Source organism: Vibrio sp. S/42/10 (assembly GCF_029890535.1).
Lineage (GTDB): Bacteria > Pseudomonadota > Gammaproteobacteria > Enterobacterales > Vibrionaceae > Vibrio > Vibrio cyclitrophicus.
On record NZ_JAKMZC010000008.1, the window covers coordinates 43,142 to 59,191 of the forward strand.

The 16,050-nt window shown below is 44.2% G+C and carries 20 protein-coding genes; 2 read left to right on the forward strand and 18 right to left on the reverse strand.

The genetic code is table 11. The annotated features are described in order from the left end of the window. Positions 1-12: 12 nt before the first annotated feature. The 13 genes from rplW to fkpA all read right to left on the reverse strand — a co-directional run bounded on the left by rplW (position 13) and on the right by fkpA (position 9,786). Positions 13-315 (reverse strand): 50S ribosomal protein L23, encoded by a 303-nt coding sequence (rplW, locus tag L8S15_RS10775; protein ID WP_004736765.1) that lies wholly within the window; start codon positions 313-315, stop codon positions 13-15. Next, positions 312-914 carry a 50S ribosomal protein L4 gene (gene rplD / locus L8S15_RS10780; protein ID WP_004738803.1) on the reverse strand — a complete coding sequence of 201 codons (603 nt, stop codon included), beginning with the start codon at positions 912-914 and terminating at the stop codon, positions 312-314. Before rplD ends, rplW begins: the two co-directional genes overlap by 4 nt. A gap of 16 nt (positions 915-930) precedes the next feature. Next, a complete protein-coding gene (rplC, locus tag L8S15_RS10785; RefSeq protein WP_004736763.1) occupies positions 931-1,560 on the reverse strand; it encodes a 50S ribosomal protein L3 in 630 nt (209 codons plus the stop codon). A 14-nt stretch (positions 1,561-1,574) separates the two neighbouring features. Beyond that, on the reverse strand, positions 1,575-1,886 hold the full coding sequence (rpsJ, locus tag L8S15_RS10790) for a 30S ribosomal protein S10 (RefSeq protein ID WP_004736761.1): 312 nt from the start codon (positions 1,884-1,886) through the stop codon (positions 1,575-1,577). A 443-nt stretch (positions 1,887-2,329) separates the two neighbouring features. Next, positions 2,330-3,514, reverse strand: a complete 1,185-nt coding sequence (gene tuf, locus L8S15_RS10795; RefSeq protein ID WP_010435158.1) for an elongation factor Tu — start codon at positions 3,512-3,514, stop codon at positions 2,330-2,332. Positions 3,515-3,661: 147 nt separating this feature from the next. Beyond that, positions 3,662-5,758 (reverse strand): elongation factor G, encoded by a 2,097-nt coding sequence (gene fusA, locus L8S15_RS10800; RefSeq protein WP_016768003.1) that lies wholly within the window; start codon positions 5,756-5,758, stop codon positions 3,662-3,664. Positions 5,759-5,924: 166 nt separating this feature from the next. Then, a complete protein-coding gene (gene rpsG / locus L8S15_RS10805) occupies positions 5,925-6,395 on the reverse strand; it encodes a 30S ribosomal protein S7 (RefSeq protein ID WP_010435163.1) in 471 nt (156 codons plus the stop codon). 106 nt (positions 6,396-6,501) lie between these two features. After that, a complete protein-coding gene (rpsL, locus tag L8S15_RS10810) occupies positions 6,502-6,876 on the reverse strand; it encodes a 30S ribosomal protein S12 (RefSeq protein ID WP_004737194.1) in 375 nt (124 codons plus the stop codon). A 182-nt stretch (positions 6,877-7,058) separates the two neighbouring features. Further along, entirely contained in the window at positions 7,059-7,334 is a 276-nt protein-coding gene (gene tusB, locus L8S15_RS10815; RefSeq protein WP_010435170.1) for a sulfurtransferase complex subunit TusB, read from the reverse strand. Positions 7,335-7,342: 8 nt separating this feature from the next. Continuing rightward, the gene (gene tusC, locus L8S15_RS10820; RefSeq protein ID WP_010435172.1) at positions 7,343-7,699 is read right to left on the reverse strand and encodes a sulfurtransferase complex subunit TusC; all 357 of its coding nucleotides are present in this window, start codon (positions 7,697-7,699) and stop codon (positions 7,343-7,345) included. Next, the gene (gene tusD / locus L8S15_RS10825) at positions 7,696-8,085 is read right to left on the reverse strand and encodes a sulfurtransferase complex subunit TusD (protein WP_010435174.1); all 390 of its coding nucleotides are present in this window, start codon (positions 8,083-8,085) and stop codon (positions 7,696-7,698) included. The genes tusC and tusD overlap by 4 nt, the downstream gene beginning before the upstream one ends. Further along, positions 8,079-8,804, reverse strand: coding sequence for a transcriptional regulator (locus tag L8S15_RS10830; RefSeq protein WP_004729851.1), 726 nt, complete (start codon positions 8,802-8,804; stop codon positions 8,079-8,081). Before L8S15_RS10830 ends, tusD begins: the two co-directional genes overlap by 7 nt. Positions 8,805-9,009: 205 nt before the next feature. After that, a complete protein-coding gene (gene fkpA, locus L8S15_RS10835) occupies positions 9,010-9,786 on the reverse strand; it encodes an FKBP-type peptidyl-prolyl cis-trans isomerase (protein ID WP_010435176.1) in 777 nt (258 codons plus the stop codon). Between the two features lie 131 nt (positions 9,787-9,917). Between fkpA and L8S15_RS10840 the strand changes: the two genes are divergently transcribed. Continuing rightward, entirely contained in the window at positions 9,918-10,895 is a 978-nt protein-coding gene (locus L8S15_RS10840) for a hypothetical protein (RefSeq protein WP_280573111.1), read from the forward strand. A gap of 4 nt (positions 10,896-10,899) precedes the next feature. Continuing rightward, positions 10,900-11,127, forward strand: a complete 228-nt coding sequence (locus L8S15_RS10845; RefSeq protein ID WP_004729640.1) for a SlyX family protein — start codon at positions 10,900-10,902, stop codon at positions 11,125-11,127. A gap of 181 nt (positions 11,128-11,308) precedes the next feature. Here L8S15_RS10845 and L8S15_RS10850 read toward each other — a convergent pair whose 3' ends face one another. From L8S15_RS10850 to kefG, 5 genes are all read right to left on the reverse strand, one after another. Further along, positions 11,309-12,274: an isoaspartyl peptidase/L-asparaginase gene (locus tag L8S15_RS10850; protein ID WP_016791426.1), complete on the reverse strand. Its 966-nt coding sequence runs from the start codon at positions 12,272-12,274 to the stop codon at positions 11,309-11,311. A gap of 203 nt (positions 12,275-12,477) precedes the next feature. After that, complete coding sequence (gene slyD, locus L8S15_RS10855) at positions 12,478-13,062, reverse strand: peptidylprolyl isomerase (RefSeq protein ID WP_016783707.1); 585 nt, start codon at positions 13,060-13,062, stop codon at positions 12,478-12,480. A gap of 96 nt (positions 13,063-13,158) precedes the next feature. Beyond that, positions 13,159-13,359: a YheV family putative zinc ribbon protein gene (locus L8S15_RS10860; protein ID WP_022570897.1), complete on the reverse strand. Its 201-nt coding sequence runs from the start codon at positions 13,357-13,359 to the stop codon at positions 13,159-13,161. Between the two features lie 155 nt (positions 13,360-13,514). Next, a complete protein-coding gene (kefB, locus tag L8S15_RS10865; RefSeq protein WP_010435193.1) occupies positions 13,515-15,311 on the reverse strand; it encodes a glutathione-regulated potassium-efflux system protein KefB in 1,797 nt (598 codons plus the stop codon). After that, on the reverse strand, positions 15,298-15,882 hold the full coding sequence (kefG, locus tag L8S15_RS10870; RefSeq protein WP_010435196.1) for a glutathione-regulated potassium-efflux system ancillary protein KefG: 585 nt from the start codon (positions 15,880-15,882) through the stop codon (positions 15,298-15,300). The genes kefB and kefG overlap by 14 nt, the downstream gene beginning before the upstream one ends. Positions 15,883-16,050 lie beyond the last annotated feature (168 nt).

Sequence of the window (16,050 nt, forward strand, 5' to 3'; positions counted from 1 at the left end):
TTACTACTCCTGTTATTCCGCGCCGCCAACGAAGTCAAGATCTTGACCTTCTTTCAAAGTAACGTAGGCTTTCTTAACGTCTGAACGACGGCCTTCACGCATACCTTGACGTTTGGTCTTACCCTTTAATACAAGAGTATTTACAGACTTAACTTCAACTTCAAATAGCTTTTCTACAGCTGCTTTGATCTCTTTCTTAGTTGCATCTTTAGCTACTTTGAAAACGATAGTGTTCGCTTTCTCAGCTGCCATAGTTGCTTTTTCAGAGATGTGCGGAGCACGTAGAACTTTTAAGATACGCTCTTCAGTGATCATGCTAGCATCTCCTCAACTTGCTTAACTGCGTCAGCAGTCATTAGAACCTTGTCGAAAGCGATAAGTGATACTGGATCAACACCAGCAACATCACGTGCATCTACTTTGTATAGGTTACGAGCAGCTAAGAATAGATTTTCATCTACTTCGCCAGTTACAATCAGAACGTCGCTTAGCTCAAGCTCTTTAAGCTTAGCTACAAGTTCTTTTGTTTTTGGTGCTTCTACAGAGAAGTTATCAACAACGATTAAACGCTCTTGACGAACTAGCTCAGAAAGAATGCTCTTCATAGCACCGCGGTACATTTTTTTGTTTACTTTTTGGCTGTGATCTTGTGGTTTCGCAGCAAAAGTAACACCACCTGTACGCCAGATTGGGCTACGAATTGTACCAGCACGTGCGCGGCCAGTACCTTTTTGACGCCATGGCTTAGCGCCACCGCCAGATACTTCAGAACGAGTCTTTTGAGCACGAGTACCTTGACGAGCACCTGCTGCATATGCAACAACTACTTGGTGTACAAGAGCTTCGTTGAAGTCACGTCCGAAAGTAGTCTCGGAAACAGTTAGTGCATCAGCACCTTTAACCATCAATTCCATTACTTACTCCTAGACGTTATGCTTTAACAGCAGGTTTTACGATCACGTTTCCGCCTGTTGAGCCCGGTACTGCACCTTTAATAAGGAGTAGATTGCGCTCAGCGTCAACACGTACGATCTCTAGGTTTTGAGTCGTTACACGCTCAGCACCCATGTGACCTGCCATTTTCTTGCCTTTAAACACGCGGCCTGGAGTTTGACATTGGCCAATTGAACCCGGTGCGCGGTGAGACAAAGAGTTACCGTGAGTCATATCTTGAGTAGAGAAGTTCCAACGCTTGATAGCGCCTTGGAAGCCTTTACCTTTAGATGTACCAGTAACGTCTACTTTTTTAATTTCGTTGAAAAGTTCTACGTTTAGCTCAGCGCCAACTTCAAACTCTTCGCCGTTTTCTAAACGGAATTCCCAAAGACCGCGACCTGCTTCTACACCCGCTTTCGCGAAGTGACCAGCTTCAGGTTTAGTTACACGGTTAGCTTTCTTAGCACCAGTAGTTACTTGGATTGCTGCGTAGCCGTCTGTCTCAAGAGTTTTAACTTGAGAAATACGGTTCGCTTCAACCTCAACAACAGTTACTGGGATAGAAACGCCTTCTTCAGTAAATACGCGGGTCATACCCACTTTACGTCCGACTAGACCAATCATTATTCTTATCTCCCTTAACCTAGGCTGATTTGAACATCAACGCCAGCTGCAAGATCAAGACGCATTAGAGCATCAACAGTTTTATCTGTTGGCTCAACGATGTCGATCAAACGCTTGTGAGTACGAATTTCGTACTGGTCACGTGCATCTTTGTTGACGTGTGGAGAGGTAAGAACAGTGAAACGCTCTTTACGAGTAGGTAGTGGAATAGGACCACGAACCTGTGCGCCAGTACGTTTTGCTGTTTCAACGATTTCCGCAGTTGAAGCATCGATTAGCTTGTAATCAAACGCTTTAAGGCGGATACGAATACGTTGGTTCTGCATGAGACAGAGCTCCAATTATTAAAAATTACACAAACAATATCGCCACTCAAGCTCGAAAGAACGAGAGAATGCCGATTGATTTATGTGAAACCGTAGCATCCAAAATCAGGACGCATTGTCAGTTAACTTTTGAAGTAAATGCAAGATTTACTATTTTTATTAACCGCGAACATAAGCTGAGTATACATTACTAGGTAAGACCTACTCCTCAGTGCTCATTGGTTCACAAACCGGCGTTAGCCAGTGCGATGCATTATACAGATCACACTTTAGTATGCAAGTGGTGTTGGAAAAATAATCGGAATATATTGAAAAAGGAGCTTAAAGGATGTGAGGTATTGCGCGGGAAAAGGCTTTATTTATAAACAAAAAAAGGGAAGCTAAAGCTTCCCTTTTTAAATGCGTGCTCTTCTAATGAAGAGTGTGCAAAAATCTAAATGCTATTAAGCGAAGATTTTAGCTACAACACCAGCACCAACTGTACGGCCACCTTCGCGGATTGCGAAACGTAGACCTTCGTCCATTGCGATTGGAGCGATTAGCTCAACAGTCATTTGAACGTTGTCACCTGGCATTACCATTTCTACGCCTTCAGGTAGAGTGATGTCGCCTGTTACGTCAGTTGTACGGAAGTAGAACTGTGGACGGTAACCCTTGAAGAAAGGAGTGTGACGGCCGCCTTCGTCTTTAGAAAGTACGTATACTTCAGACTCAAACTTAGTGTGTGGGTTGATTGAACCTTTCGCAGAAAGTACTTGACCACGTTCAACGTCATCACGCTTAGTACCACGTAGAAGTGCACCAACGTTCTCACCTGCACGACCTTCGTCAAGCAGTTTACGGAACATTTCAACACCAGTACAAGTAGTAAGAGTAGTCTCTTTGATACCAACGATTTCTACTTCGTCACCTACACGTAGGATACCGCGCTCGATACGACCAGTTACAACAGTACCACGACCTTGAATTGAGAATACGTCTTCAATTGGTAGTAGGAACGGCTGGTCTACTGCACGCTCTGGCTCAGGAATGTAAGAATCTAGTGCTTCTGCAAGCTCAACGATCTTGTCTTCCCATTGCTTCTCGCCGTTTAGTGCGCCAAGTGCTGAACCTTGGATTACTGGTAGGTCATCACCTGGGAAGTCGTATTCAGAAAGAAGTTCACGAACTTCCATCTCAACTAGCTCAAGTAGCTCTTCGTCATCAACCATGTCACATTTGTTCATGAATACGATGATGTAAGGGATACCAACTTGACGACCAAGTAGGATGTGCTCACGAGTTTGAGGCATAGGGCCGTCAGTCGCAGCAACAACTAGGATACCGCCGTCCATTTGTGCAGCACCAGTGATCATGTTTTTAACATAATCCGCGTGTCCTGGACAGTCTACGTGTGCGTAGTGACGTGCTGGAGTGTCGTACTCAACGTGAGAAGTTGCGATTGTGATACCGCGCTCACGCTCTTCTGGAGCGTTATCGATAGATGCGAAATCTTTAGCAACACCGCCGTACACTTTTGCAAGAGTAGTACAGATAGCAGCAGTTAGAGTTGTTTTACCGTGGTCAACGTGGCCGATAGTACCAACGTTTACGTGCGGTTTCGTACGTTCAAATTTTTCTTTAGACACAATCGTGTTCCTTCCTAGTTATGATTCGCCACGTTCATTATTGAGCGAGACGCGCCAGAAATTGCTATTTTATGCGCCAACTCTCGTTAGCGCAATATTTGGACGCATTGTTCTTTCAAAAAATGAAAAAAAATGCGTCCGTCTTGTTTAACCACGTTCTGCAATGATTGCTTTTGCAACATTGTTAGGCACTTCAGCGTACTCACTAAACTCCATAGAGTAAGAAGCACGACCTTGTGTCGCAGAACGTAAATCAGTTGCGTAACCGAACATGACAGACAACGGAACTTGTGCACGAATTATCTTCAGGCCAGCTGTCCCCTCGTCCATACCTTCAATGAGGCCGCGGCGACGGTTAATATCACCAACAACATCACCCATCCAGTCTTCTGGAGTAGTTACTTCAACTTTCATCATAGGCTCAAGCAGAACTGGTTGCGCTTCAAGTGCACCCGTTCTGAAAGCCATAGAGGCAGCGATTGTAAACGCCATCTCACTTGAATCTACTTCATGGTAAGAACCATCATATAGTGTAGCTTTGATATCCAAAACTGGATAGCCAGCAAGTACACCATTGTTCATCTGCTCTTCAACACCTTTAGCAACTGAAGCGATAAACTCTTTTGGAACGATACCGTTGGCAATTTCGTCTACAAAGACAAAACCTTCGCCAACTTCTGATGGTTCGAGCTTAAGCCATACGTGACCGTACTGACCTTTACCACCATGTTCGCGGATGAACTTACCTTCCGCTTTCGCTGTACCACGAATGGTTTCACGGTAAGCAACTTGCGGGTTACCAACGTTGCAGTTAACGTTAAATTCACGTTTCATGCGGTCAACGATGATATCTAAATGCAGTTCACCCATACCAGAAATTAGTGTCTGGCCTGTTTCGTCATCCGTTTCAACACGGAACGATGGATCTTCTGCTGCTAGCTTACCTAGAGCGATCGTCATTTTGTCTTGATCAGCTTGAGAGCGCGGCTCTACAACGATCTGAATAACTGGATCTGGGAACTCCATGCGCTCAAGAACGATTTTATGGTTCTGGTCACAAAGCGTTTCACCAGTGGTCACATCTTTAAGGCCAATAATAGCTGCGATGTCACCTGCTCGTACTTCTTTTACTTCTTCACGTTTGTTTGAGTGCATTTGAACAATGCGACCTAAACGTTCACGTTGTTGCTTCACTGAGTTGTAAGCCGTTTTACCGCTTTCAACAACACCAGAGTAAACACGGATGAAAGTTAAAGTACCAACAAATGGGTCTGTTGCAATTTTAAATGCCAGTGCAGAGAACGGTTCTTTGTCGTCTGCGTGACGCTCTGCTTCATTCTCGTTCTCATCGATACCTTTAATAGCAGGTACATCAACAGGTGAAGGAAGGAAATCAACGACGGCATCTAGAACAGCTTGTACGCCTTTATTTTTGAACGCACTACCGCAAGTTGCGAGTACGATTTCATTGCTAAGGGTACGAGTACGTAGACCTTGTTTGATTTCAGCTTCAGTCAGTTCACCTTCTTCAAGGTACTTATCCATTAGCTCTTCAGATGCTTCTGCAGCTGCTTCAACAAGTTCTGTACGATACTCTTCAGCCATTTCTTGCATGTCTGCTGGAATATCTTCGTACGTAAAAGTCATGCCTTGATCAGCGTCGTTCCAGTTGATTGCCTTCATCTTGATAAGATCGACAACACCTTGGAAATTATCTTCAGCACCAATGTTCAGTTGAATTGGAACAGGAGTCGCGCCTAGGCGGTCCTTGATCTGTTCAATTACACGCAAGAAGTCTGCGCCTGTACGGTCCATTTTGTTAACGAAAACCATACGTGGAACTTGGTACTTATCAGCTTGACGCCAAACTGTCTCTGACTGAGGTTCAACACCCGACGAGCCACAGAACACGACAACGGCTCCATCAAGTACACGCAGAGAACGTTCTACTTCAATAGTGAAGTCAACGTGTCCTGGAGTATCGATGATATTGATACGGTGGTCTGGGTACTGAGCTTCCATACCACGCCAAAACGTAGTAGTTGCAGCCGAAGTGATCGTAATACCGCGCTCTTGCTCTTGCTCCATCCAATCCATGGTTGCTGCACCATCGTGAACTTCGCCGATTTTGTGAGAAAGACCGGTATAGAACAGAATACGTTCACTTGTGGTTGTTTTACCTGCATCTACGTGAGCAACGATACCAATATTTCGGTATTGCTCTATAGGAGTTTTACGAGCCACGGTTGAATCCTCTTATTCGAGACTTAGGGACTATTGCTATGTCTAGATTATGCGTTAATGGCGATACTTCGCTAAAAAAGGCTTGCCCTAGAAATAGCAATAGTTCCTAGCATAAGCATAGGAACTAAAGAAGTACTGCAAGGAACCTTGCAGTACTAAAAAGGTATTACCAACGGTAATGTGCGAACGCTTTGTTTGCGTCAGCCATGCGGTGAACGTCTTCACGTTTCTTAACCGCAGTACCTTTGTTCTCAGACGCGTCTAGCATTTCAGCAGCTAGGCGTTGAGCCATAGATTTTTCACCACGCTTACGCGCAGCTTCAACTACCCAACGCATAGCAAGAGCGTTACGGCGAACCGGACGAACTTCTACAGGTACTTGGTAAGTTGAACCACCTACACGGCGAGATTTAACTTCTACCGCTGGGCGAACATTTTCAAGAGCTTCTTCAAATACAGCTAAGTGGTCTTTACCAGACTTCTCAGCCATTGAATCTAGTGCAGTGTAAACAATTTTCTCTGCAGTAGATTTCTTTCCGTCAACCATAAGGATGTTAACGAATTTTGCCAGCAATTCAGATTTGAACTTAGGATCTGGAAGGATCTTACGCTGACCTATTACGCGACGACGTGGCATGGATATTCTCCGTTGTCTTCTTCAGGTTTTTTCCAAAACTTTTCAGAATAATAAATAAAATAGTGTTTGGCCTTACTTAACGCTTTCTTTTAAAAAAGAAAATGCATTAAGACTTAGGACGTTTCACACCGTACTTAGAACGACCTTGTTTACGGTCGTTAACGCCAGCACAGTCAAGCGCGCCGCGAACAGTGTGGTAACGTACACCCGGAAGGTCTTTTACACGACCGCCACGGATTAATACAACACTGTGCTCTTGAAGGTTGTGACCTTCACCACCGATGTACGAAGTTACTTCGAAACCGTTGGTTAGACGTACACGACATACTTTACGTAGTGCCGAGTTAGGTTTTTTAGGTGTAGTAGTGTAAACACGAGTACATACACCACGTTTTTGTGGGCACGCTTCTAGTGCAGGCACGTTGCTTTTAACAACTTGCTTTACACGAGGTTTGCGAACCAACTGGTTAATAGTTGCCATTAACTAGCTCCTGAAATTTACTTGAAAGTAAGCTTTGTGAAAAATCTATCCCTAATTACAAGTCGTAATTAGGGACGCAAAATTCTATTCAGCAGTGGGAGGTGTGTCAAGAAATATACAGATCTTTTTTAGCCATCTAGAGCTCAGGATGGTTTATTTTTGACCACAATGATAAAAGATAGTTACCAAGTTACTGATTTGTCGTTTAAAACCGTTAATTTAACAAATCCATCGAAGTCTACTTGAGCCAATGAACTTGAAGCCAACTGTTGTAAACCTCGACTGTCGAGATCCGGTTTTAATACCGACACATCTTCAACTGCAGAAATTTGAGTGTATAACTCATGATTTGGAAGGCAAACATACACAGCATCCTCGACCAAAATAAACTGATCCTGTGGTTGGGAATACAATAATGCGAGTTTTAGTTTCTCTGCCGATTTTACAATATGAAGCATAGCGTTTCCTAAAAAGTCAGTATTTGTTGGCATTGAGCTAACTTTCGCGCTAATTGATCCACTTCAACAACCGTCACATCAATCAGTAAATTGTCCGTCGATAAACCAAATTGATTTAGGCTACGTTGACACACATACACCTGTTCGATGTCGTATAGGTCCATTAATTTAAATGCAGAGATGTAGTCACGTGATAGTGTTTCGCTTGGCTGCTGTGCTTTGAGAAGCTGTGTCACACCATCTCCGACAAAGAACACGGTAATATCTTCACTGAAAGCTGAAGCCGCGAGCAATGCATCTAGCCCTTCTCTACCAGCCGCGGTTGTGTGAGGAAAACTATTAAATATAAAGGCTAATTTTCTCAAAACTGCACCACCCTATCTTGTGTTAGTAACGCTTCAGATAAGCTTCCCAACCCAGTTTGAGTGAAGCCAGATGCTAGATTAGAACCGCTTAATTGATGTTGCTCAGATTCTTCAGAGCTTACCACACCTCGTCTTAAGGCCGCTGCGACACAAGTTTCAAGGCTAATATCATATTCACTTGCAAGCTTTTGCCACTCAGAAGCTAAATCAAATTCATCATTAGCAGGCACAGTGAGATTCGAGCCATTGCTCACACCGTCTTGATAGAAGAATACACTGTGTAGCTTATGGCCCTGCTTTAGTAGAGCCAATGCAAACTGGTAAGCACTTCTGGCAGATTGTGAACCATAAACAGGTCCATTGACTAAGAGCGTATAACTTAACAACCCTCTTCATCCTCTGTTTTACGTTGACGGATGTACAAGTACACGGTGTGCTTAGAGATATTCAAACGCTCAGCAACACGGTTAATCGCGTCTTTGATGTCGAAAATACCTTTGTCGTAAAGCTCCATCACTATTTGACGGTTCTTGGTGTTGTTCGATACAGACTTGTCTGCATTGATTTCTTCAATGGTTCGTTCAACCGTTTGGTCAACAAGTTCCTCAACATCACTAGCAAAGTTAACCGAAGATGCAGCTTCGTCAGCATCTTGCGTCGGCATAAAAGATTGCAGCACTTGTGAGAAAGGTGCATCTAAGTTGACGTTAATACACAACAAGCCAATCACTCGGTCTTCACCATTGCGAATAGCAACCGTGATTGACTTCATTAATACTCCACCTTTAGCGCGAGTAAAGTATGAACGAGAGAAGTTACGCTTAGAACCTTCAATATCTTTTAGCATCTTTAGCGCAAGATCGGTGATCGGTGATCCAACCTGACGACCTGTGTTTTCGCCATTGGCAATTTTGATTGCAGAAGTATTGAGGTCTTCTAGAGAGTGTAAAACGATTTCACAAAACGGACCAATCAGGCTCGCGATACCGTCGACCACGGCCTCGTAAGATCTTAAGATAATTTTATCGTGTTCACTGAATGGCATGACATGGACTGATTCCATTTCGAGTAACACGTCCGCATTGACTGTTTCTGTAGTAGTCACTTATTCCTTACCTTCGTGTGAAAAATCAACAAATTTATGTAAGTTTATCAGAAAATTTTAATTGCACACCTAGCTAACATTGCAACTAGTGATTTAGAACAAGTTTAAAAATCAAATACTCACCTTCAAATCATAAAAAAAGCCTAACTTGAAGTTAGGCTTTTTGTTCAATCAACGAATTTGAGAACAAGAGTTCTCACTGATATTACTGAGCAGGAGCCGCTTCAGCGTTATCAATGTTTAATAGTTCAACTTCGAACACTAACGTTGAGTTAGCAGGGATAGTCGGTGTGTCTTGCTCACCGTATGCTAGCTCTGGCGGAATAACGAACTTGTACTTAGAACCAACTTGCATCAGTTGTACGCCTTCAGTCCAACCCGGGATTACGCGGTTTAGTGGGAATGTTGCTGGTTCGCCACGATCGTAAGAGCTGTCGAACTGAGTACCGTCTGTTAGCGTACCTTTGTAGTGTACTTGAACGGTATCAGTGTCTTTTGGAGAAGCACCTTCACCAGCAGTCATTACTTGATAAAGTAGGCCTGATTCAGTTTGCTTTACGCCTTCAGTTTTTGCGAACTCAGCGCGGAACTCATCGCCCGCTTTTTTCACTTCTGCTGACTTTTCTGCAGCTTGTGCTTGCATCGTTTCAGCAACACGCTTGTCTAGAGCTTCAAGAGCAGCGCGAGTTTCTTCTTCGTTCAGTGCTGTTTTCTCTGCGAATACGTCTTCGATACCTTGAAGAACCATATCTTTGTCTAGGTTAATGCCTAGCTCACTTGGCTTATCAATACTTGTGCTTAGGTAGTTTGCGAAAGATACACCGATTGCGTAAGCCGCTTTGTCATCTTCTGTTTTAAAGTTTACTGCTTCTACTTTAACTTCTTCAACCTGTGGAGCTTCTGCCTTTGGTTCTTCTTTCTGACAACCAACTGCTAGCATAACCGTTGCGGCAAGCAGTGATACTTTTAAAACTGATTTCATTGAATTCTCCAATTAATGGCCAAGCCATTGGTTATTGTGCACAAATCTAATGATTAGATTGGTGTGAATACGTTAGTTATAACAATATACTAGTCATATGTCTTTCGACACAAACCGGATTATTAGATGTGATGCGAATATTTTTCCACTCATTGCTATATACAATTGTCATCACCTTGTTAAATGGTTGCTTTTTCTTCCAGGATGATGAACAGCGTTGGGAAATAGAACCCAATGGCGCCACCAGCTTTGCACTCAGCAGAGATGGACGTTTTGCCCTGCTCTACTCTCAAGAAAAACAACTGCTCCTTTGGGATTTAGATCAAAACAAAGAACTCGCTCAACTTGGCCCCCAAGACCAATCCGAAAACCAAGTATCGCGAATCCGCATCTCAGACAATGGCCGCTTTGCCATTACCGCCAGCCAGATGAACTTCGCCGTTTGGGACTTATCTTGGACTCAGGCTGAGGGGCTCTGGTCTATTTCCGATGGCTTGATTCGTGATGTCGATATTTCTAGCAATGGTGAAAAAGTCTTGCTTGGCCTATCTAATGGCAAAGCTATCTATGTGGACTTAGTCACCGGACGCCGTCTTGAGTTCCTCGCTCACAGAGAAAAAGTAAATTCAGTCTCCCTTTCTTCGAATGGGCGCTACGCATTATCAGGCGGTAACGACTACAAAGCTTACCTTTGGGACACCGAATCAGGCTTAGTGTTACGTACCTTCAAGCATGAACAAAGAGTAGTACGAGTTGCACTACAACGGGATGGAGAATTAGCTTTTACTTCCGATGGCGGCAACCAAGCGATGATATGGGATTTGGAAACAGGTGAACCTCAAGCGCAATTGCAAAGCTGGTCTCGACAGCTGATATTCTCTAGCGCTCGCTTTTCTGATAACGGCAGTATGCTGGTGACAGGTACGCCATCAAGCCAAGTGAGTGTGTGGAATACTCAAGATGGAAAACGAATTTCTCGTCACGATGCTGAGCCACTAAAAGATGCTCGCCCTCCCCGTGCGGTAGTGTATGATGCAGCCTTTGATGAAAAGAACCGTGTGATATCGGGCACCTCTGCGGGCATCGCCCAAGCTTGGAATGTGGATTAGAACGATGACAGAAAAGCGAATTGAACAACTAGAAAGCCGTGTGAATGACCTAGAATGTCAGTTGGCTTTCCAAGAACAAACCATTGAAGAACTCAATGAAGCGCTTAGCCAACAACAGATGTTGATCACGAGAATGCAAGATCAAATGAAGTTCGTGGTGGGTAAAGTAAAAAATATGGACGGCTCCAACTTAGCTGACGCATCAGAAGAGACGCCACCTCCGCACTATTAAGCGCAGTTCAAAATGACGAATAGATTCTAGTGACGCATATCGCTAGTCTCTCGCCCTCGATGTGTAAACTCATTTCAGGACGGGACATAGAAAACTAAAAGGGCGACAGATGCTTATCTGTCGCCCTTTTGTTCGTTTAATCTTCGCTAATTCAACTAAAGCTAGTTAAGCTAATAAAAGCTTAGTCATCAGCATAAATTTTCACTTCCACACAACCGTTAGTATCAACACTCGCGCGATACATCCCTGAACTGTTCATGCCAAAATGAATATCACCTTGGCCATCAATAGCGATCAAGCCACCTTCTCCACCCATGGCCTTCAACTCACCTTGAATGATAGTTTCACAAGCCGTATGTACATCTTCTTTGAGATAACGCATTCGTGCTGCGACATCACTGGCGACCATTTTACGTAGGAAGAACTCGCCCATACCTGTTGTTGAAACAGCCACGTTGCCATTTTCAGCAATAGTGCCTGCGCCTATAATTGGAGAGTCTCCCACACGACCGTATTTCTTATTGGTCACACCACCAGTACTGGTTGCTGCAGCTAAGTTCCCGGATTGATCTAACGCCACGGCGCCAACCGTGCCGTACTTCTTATCATCTGGATATTTATGGGCTTGCTGTTCATCATATTTCGCTTCAGACAAAGCAAAAATGCCCTTCTCTTTCATTGATAGAAGTTGGTCATAACGACGCTCGGTAAAGAAGTAATCCTGCTCGGTGAAGGTGTACTCATGCTCAAAGGCGAACTTCTCAGCGCCTTCACCAATCAACAACACATGATCGCTTTTCAGCATTACATCACGTGCAAGTTCAATGGGATTCTTGATATGACGAACACCCGCAACCGCACCGGCATCCATTTCACTACCATGCATAACAGAAGCATCCATCTCAACAAACTCATCATGAGTCAGCACCGAGCCTTTACCAGCATTAAAGTGTGGGCTGTCTTCCATCACTTTTACCGAAGCAACTACAGCATCCACAGCATCACCGCCCGATTGCAGCACCTGGTAACCAGCTAACACCGATTTTTTTAAAGCTTCTGTGATGCCTGTTTTTAATTCATCACTCATTTGCTCTCGCAAGATGGTTCCTGCACCACCATGAATGGCAATTGAAAAAAGCTGTGACATGTGAATTCTCCACTGACGTATTTTTATAATGTTGTTCTATCAATACCACATCCATGATCCGATGTCTGATAGTAGAAACTAAACTTTTTCGGATGGTTGCCTTATTAGATAAACAGTTAATCCAAACAAGCCTCGGCTCCAATACGAAAAAACCTCCACAAGGGAGGTTTTCAGCGTTCTTAATCTAAACCGTTCATTCGGTATTAGTGAGAACCACAGCTACCGCCGCCGCAGCAGCCTTCTTTTTTCTCTTCACCGTGGTCATGGCCTTCGCCACCACAACAACCACCTTCGTGATCATGGTCGTGATCACCACAGCCACCTTCTTGGTGTACGTGACCATGTTGAACTTCTTCTTCAGTCGCTTCACGAACCGCTACAACTTCAACGTCAAACGTTAGAGTTTGGCCAGCTAGCATGTGGTTACCGTCAACAACAACTTCGTCGCCATCTACTTCAGTCACTTCAACTGGGATTGGACCTTGGTCAGTATCCGCTAAGAAACGCATACCAACTTCGATTTGCTCAACACCTTGGAATACGTCAGCAGGAACACGTTGAACTAGGTCGTCGTTGTGTTCACCGTAAGCGTCTTCTGGAGTAACCGTTGCAGAGAACTTGTCACCAGCAACTTTGCCTTCAAGCTCTTTTTCAAGACCTGTAATTAGGTTGTTGTGACCGTGAAGGTAATCTAGTGGAGCTTCTGCAGTTGATTGGTCAACTACTACGCCATCTTCAAGTTTCACTTGATATGCAACACTAACTACTACGTTCTTTTCAATTTTCATGAGAGCTCCAAGGAGGTTTGGACTAGGCTCGAACAGTTGAGCCTAGGAATAAATTTTATACACCCGGTATTATGGGGATGAATTAGTGAAACTCAATCATTCTGGTTTAAAAATACCGATCATTTCTTGATTCGCGTGTTCAGATTTCTCTACAGTTTTCGGTTTCCGCTGCTCATTGAAATTACAATCAACACATTCCACCAATTCGATATTATTCTCTATCCACCAGCGAAGAGTATCTTGAGTGTTGCAGCTTGGGCAGCTCGCCCCAGCGATAAAGCGTTTTTTCTGTTTCACGTTAATGTCCTTTACTACTCTGGATTCGCAGTTCATCCCGCCCGCTCTATTAGAAACTAAGCAGAGACCGCGTTTATTATTAGGTTGGTTCTTTAGACTGCTATTTCTGAGTTCAGTTATATTCCTAAGCTCGGGTTATTCACTCTAGACTCAGGCTACTGCCAATAGTTTCGAGACTGATGATCATTTTCCATCTCGTGTCCAAAAATTTCTTCCAGCTCTTTACGAGCCTCTTTCGCTCTTTGAGCTAGCTCGGCATCTTCGTTGTGCTGAGGAAGTAACTCTTTGAGCATACCATTATCCAATTTCCTAAAATGTGCTTCTGCTCGCTTCGCTTTATATGGATGCATGCCAAGTTCAGTCAATGTTTGACGTCCTAAGTCTAATGCTCCAAGGAAAGTTTCACGAGAGTAGTTGCTCACACCATGGTTAAGTAATTGATAGGCTTCAACACGGCTTCGTGCACGCGCTAAGATCTTTAAGCGCGGGAAGTGCTGCTTACATAAATCGACGGTTTTCATGATTTCATCGGGAGAGTCAGTACACAGTACAATCGCCTCCGCTCTATCAGCGCCTGCGGCACGTAACAGTTCTAGATGAGTTGAATCACCGTAAAATACCTTGTAGCCGAATTTTCTAAGGATATGTATTTGGCTGGCATCACTTTCAAGGACGGTGATACGAATCTTATTAGCGTACATCAAGCGACCAATGATCTGACCGAAACGACCAAAACCAGCAATGATCACTCTAGGGCTACGATCAACCACATCAGAAGACATCGCGCTTTCACTGATTTGATTAAGTTGACGAGCAAAGAATCGGTCTTGCAGCTTAAGCATCAATGGCGTAGTCACCATTGATAAACTCACCACGACCAGTAAGAACGATACCTGTTCACCACTTAAAATACCCTGTGCACTCGCCGCAGTAAAAATAACAAAGGCAAACTCACCACCTTGGCTGAGTATCATCGCCATTCGGCTACGCGCTTTTGTCTGTGTACCAAAGATACGGGCAAGTGCATACAGTACCAAACCTTTCAACACGACCAATGCACAAACTGCAATCAGTATCGCGAATGGGCTTTCGGCTAGTAAACCTAAGTTCACCGCCATACCCACAGAGATAAAGAACAGGCCAAGCAATAACCCTTTGAATGGGTCAATCGCAATTTCAAGCTCGTGTCGATATTCACTTTCTGCTAGAAGAACACCCGCTAAGAAAGTACCCAGCGCCATCGACAAACCAATCTGCTGCATGATGACGGCAATACCAATCACCAATAGCAGCGCTGCAACGGTAAACAACTCACGAACACCGCTCATGACCACATAGCGGAATAGTGGTCTCAGTAAGAAATGACCACCAACAAGTAAGCCAATCACGCCGCCTAGCATCCACAACATGTCAGCCCAACTACCGCCCGTATTGCCCGCAAGCAGAGGCAACACCGCTAACATAGGGATTACTGCAATATCTTGGAAAAGTAAGACTGCAAAGCCTGACTGTCCCGCTTCTTTACCACCAAGCTCTCGCTCTTCAATAACGCGCAAGGCGATGGCTGTCGAAGATAAGGCTAACCCCATACCTATCACGAGGCTAGTTTGCCAAGTCAATCCGAACAAACAGGCGATGGCGGTAATAATCAAGGTGGTGATCAACACTTGCGCCCCCCCTAAGCCGAGAATAGGCGCCCGCATCTGCCACAGTTTTTTGGGGTTAAGCTCTAAACCAATAAGGAAGAGCAGCAGCACCACCCCGAACTCTGAGAAATGTAGAATGGCCTCTACGTCACTGATTAGGCCAAGCCCCCATGGACCAATAGCGACACCCGCTAATAAGTAACCTAATACTGAACCTAAGCCTGCTCGCTGCGCGATAGGAACCGCAACCACAGCCGCCGCTAAAAATATAGCGCTACTTTGTAGGAAATCATTAGTCAGAGCCATCATTTGCTCCTATATCTTGTAGCGGATCTCGCAACCAATTTCGATATTCTTCAGCGTGTTGGTAACGCGTCATATCCGAGACATTTCGAGCCCAATGTAAAACTAAAGGTGACATCCAGTGCATCTGGCACAAAGCGGCAGTTAGCTCAAACGGTTGCAAGATCTCTTGTAAGGGATACTTATTATAGCCTGCAGCACCAAACGCCTCTTCTTTACCACCCGTGGTGATAACACTGCGCCAATGCTTACCCTTAAGTGCACTTTGCTCACCAAACGCAAAGCCCTTGCCTAATACTCGGTCAAACCATTCCTTCAATAACGAAGGGCATGAGTACATAAACAAAGGATGTTGGAATACAATCACATCGTACTGCAGAAGCAGTTCATGCTCATAAGGCACATCAATAAAGAAGTCAGGATAGAGGGCATAAAGATCGTGGATTTTAACATTCCCAAGCGACTCTATCTTTTTAACCATGATCTGGTTAGCGATAGAGGTTTGCGGCTCTGGGTGCGCATAGATCACTAATACCTTTGGCACGGGTTTGTCTATCGAGGGAGTAATACTCATTCCTTTGAAACATTCCTTTAAGGGCTAAACGGTGGCAAGGCCACTAGAATTTAAATAAAAGTTATTAATATGTTATTGGCATCATAACGCAAATTGCATTGTGATCGACTTTTATCTGGATTCAGCCTACTATGCAGGCGTCTGTTCACCTCTAATTTCTATGCTACC